This is a genomic window from Cyanobacteriota bacterium (assembly GCA_025054735.1).
Taxonomy (GTDB): Bacteria; Cyanobacteriota; Cyanobacteriia; order SKYG9; family SKYG9; genus SKYG9.
The window spans coordinates 1-2,562 of sequence record JANWZG010000483.1 but is presented as its reverse complement, the minus strand read 5'-3'; the positions used below and the strand labels follow the sequence as shown (position 1 = coordinate 2,562).

Here is a 2,562-nt window from a genome sequence, read left to right as displayed (position 1 = left end):
AACTTCTGTGCCTAGCAAGTCAGCGCTAATTTCCACGCCAGTCCAAAGTTGTGGACGTGCTGAATCGTCAGGACAGTCGTATTCATTCAACCACTGTTGCGCTCTGTAATAGCCGCTGACTGTATGGTGATCAGTGATTGCCAGACCACTTAGTCCGATCGCGATCGCCTGTTCCATCAGTTCCTCTGGCTCTAGTTGACCATCTGAGCACACAGTATGCATATGGAAATTGAACCTGTAGGGGCAACTTGATGCATCGATTGATTGAAACACCTGTCGCAGTGCTACCGTATCTTGAGCAGCAGGACAGAGTTGAACTTCCGTGCACAGAGCATTGACACCCATAAAACCTCAGCGTTTTGGTGTTAGTCGCCTCTATGGTAACTTTAAATTTCTTAAACTTTTATGTAGTCAACTCAACTACTCCAGATTCCCTACTCTGCTTGATTTGTAGGCGGACTGACTCCTACTGTTAGTTCTACATGATTAGCATTTAAGGACCAGCGATAGTCAATAGGAAGCTTTGCTCTCTCTAGAGACTCTTCTAAGTTTTTATGCTGACTCAATGCCTTACGCAACGTCACAATCAAGGTTTGGACGTAGTTGTAATGGGGTGAGCCTGGTTTAATAACTGACAGGGTTTGTCGTTCTAGTAATTGAAGTAACAACTCATAGTGGATACGAGATGGCAATGGAATTGGTTCCATGGGATTAGCTCTGGATCCTAAACAGTTGACAATATCATACCTAGACTAGCCAAATAACGCAGACAGCGCCTCTCCAGGGTTGGGTTGTCGCATCAGAGATTCACCAATTAAGACAGCCCCAGCCCCAGCACTAGCAACTGTAGTGATGTCAGCCCTCGTGTGAATACCAGACTCGCTCACGACTAGAATGTTGCGATCGCGCAGTATCTGTGCGCGTGCAGCTAATAGTTGCTGAGTGGTTTCTAAGCTGACAGAAAAATCCTCTAGATTGCGGTTGTTGATACCTACTAGTTGTAGGTCATCAAGCGCTATTACTCGATCTAGCTCTTCCAAGGTATGCACTTCAATCAAAGCAGTCATCGTCAAACTGCGAATAATTTTGAGAAAATATCGTAAATCCTGATCTGAAAGAATGGCAGCAATCAATAGAATGGCATCGGCTCCATTGACCCGTGCCATATAGATTTGATACGGGTAAATCACAAATTCTTTGCACAACAAGGGGATATTGACAGCCGATCGCACTTTAGATAAGTAGGCAAAGCTGCCCTGAAAGAACTTTTGATCCGTAAGTACGGACAAGCAAGCAGCTCCGTGAGTTTCATAGGCTTGAGCAATCGCCACTGGGTCAAAATCTTCCCTGATTACACCTTTACTAGGAGATGCTTTTTTTATCTCGGCAATTACGGCTGGCCGGCGATCGCTGCAACGTAGTGCTCCCAAAAAATCTCGACAGGCGGGCATCTCCATCACCTTTCGGCGCAAATCTGCAAGCGGCATCCGCTCTCGCCATTGCTCCACTTCTAGTTCTTTTTGCCAGATGATTTTCTCCAAGATATTCCGTGGTTCTGCATCGGGAACAGCAACCTGAAATTCTAAGTCTAGAACCGATACTGATGGACCAGGAGAACGACGACGAATCTGCATATCTAGTTAATTAACAATTCATTGGATAATAGCAAGGTAAGAATTCAACATTCTTGACAGACAAAGTTGAGAATTATGTCATCTTTGTAGGCTCTCATCCCTCAGTTCCTTCTCTCAACTTGAGAGAGGGATTTATGGCAAGGGCAACTGTGATGCGCACCCGGCAACGTTAGCTTACTGTCATTAGTGGTGGTAGCGAGAGTCGCTATAACTTCTCAGGAAATATCTACATGATATTTGCGTTAGGAGCATTGACGTTAGCCCAAGGCAAGTAATCTACTGTACTAGCTGCATCACTGGCTGCATTATCAGATTTTGTCTACAAGCATCACATCCTATCATCGATGAGGAGCTATAGGTGTTGTCAACGAGCTATCTATCAAATTTAGGTAGTGCAATCATAGTAGTTAGCAAGCATGTAGTTAACTACGTTGAACCCCTACAGTTGCAGGAGGACAGTTAATAGTATGGAGATTTCAATTGAACGACAACCTACACCAGAGCGTTTGCAGCAGTTAGGGATTGCTAGCTGGCCCATCTGGACTAAGGAAGTTTCAGAGTTTCCCTGGAGCTACGATGAGCCAGAAACTTGCTATTTTCTGGAAGGGGATGTTGTCGTTACGCCCACCTCTGGAGAGCCAGTGCACATTGGCAAGGGTGATTTGGTGACATTTCCAGCGGGGATGTCTTGCACTTGGCAAATTACTAGCCCAGTGAAGAAACATTATCGGTTTGGTTGATGAATGAGCTGCGATCGCGATGGCACTGGTTACTGCTGAGCATAATCCTGTTATTCATGCTGGGATTGTTGCAGCAGCCCATGGGCTATAGCCAAACCAGCATCCCTAACCGCGAACTCCGAGGAGTTTGGCTGACTAATATTGATAGTGACGTGTTGTTCTCACGATCAAACTTGCGACGTGGCTTA

5 protein-coding genes are annotated in these 2,562 nt (G+C 45.5%); 2 read left to right on the top strand and 3 right to left on the bottom strand.

Annotated features, from left to right (window positions below; translation table 11 throughout):
* The 3 genes from NZ772_17140 to trpC form a co-directional block, all read right to left on the bottom strand.
* Positions 1 to 345, bottom strand: a 345-nt coding sequence (locus tag NZ772_17140; GenBank protein MCS6815282.1) for a PHP domain-containing protein, incomplete at its 3' end; no start/stop codon positions are given.
* Between the two features lie 89 nt (positions 346 to 434).
* Positions 435 to 707, bottom strand: a complete 273-nt coding sequence (locus NZ772_17135) for a DUF5340 domain-containing protein (protein ID MCS6815281.1) — start codon at positions 705 to 707, stop codon at positions 435 to 437.
* Positions 708 to 752: 45 nt separating this feature from the next.
* Complete coding sequence (gene trpC / locus NZ772_17130; protein ID MCS6815280.1) at positions 753 to 1,634, bottom strand: indole-3-glycerol phosphate synthase TrpC; 882 nt, start codon at positions 1,632 to 1,634, stop codon at positions 753 to 755.
* A 467-nt stretch (positions 1,635 to 2,101) separates the two neighbouring features.
* On the opposite strand from trpC, the gene NZ772_17125 reads away from it, so the two are divergent.
* Both NZ772_17125 and NZ772_17120 read left to right on the top strand, forming a co-directional pair.
* Complete coding sequence (locus NZ772_17125; GenBank protein ID MCS6815279.1) at positions 2,102 to 2,374, top strand: cupin domain-containing protein; 273 nt, start codon at positions 2,102 to 2,104, stop codon at positions 2,372 to 2,374.
* Positions 2,374 to 2,562, top strand: a 189-nt coding sequence (locus NZ772_17120; protein ID MCS6815278.1) for a glycoside hydrolase family 10 protein, incomplete at its 3' end; no start/stop codon positions are given. The genes NZ772_17125 and NZ772_17120, both read left to right, overlap by 1 nt.

What these genes read in the sequence shown, in the direction of transcription:
- NZ772_17135 (MCS6815281.1), bottom strand. Translation starts at nt 707, where the DNA reads ATGGAACCAATTCCATTGCCATCTCGTATCCACTATGAGTTGTTACTT.
- trpC (MCS6815280.1), bottom strand. Translation starts at nt 1,634, where the DNA reads ATGCAGATTCGTCGTCGTTCTCCTGGTCCATCAGTATCGGTTCTAGAC.
- NZ772_17125 (MCS6815279.1), top strand. Translation starts at nt 2,102, where the DNA reads ATGGAGATTTCAATTGAACGACAACCTACACCAGAGCGTTTGCAGCAG.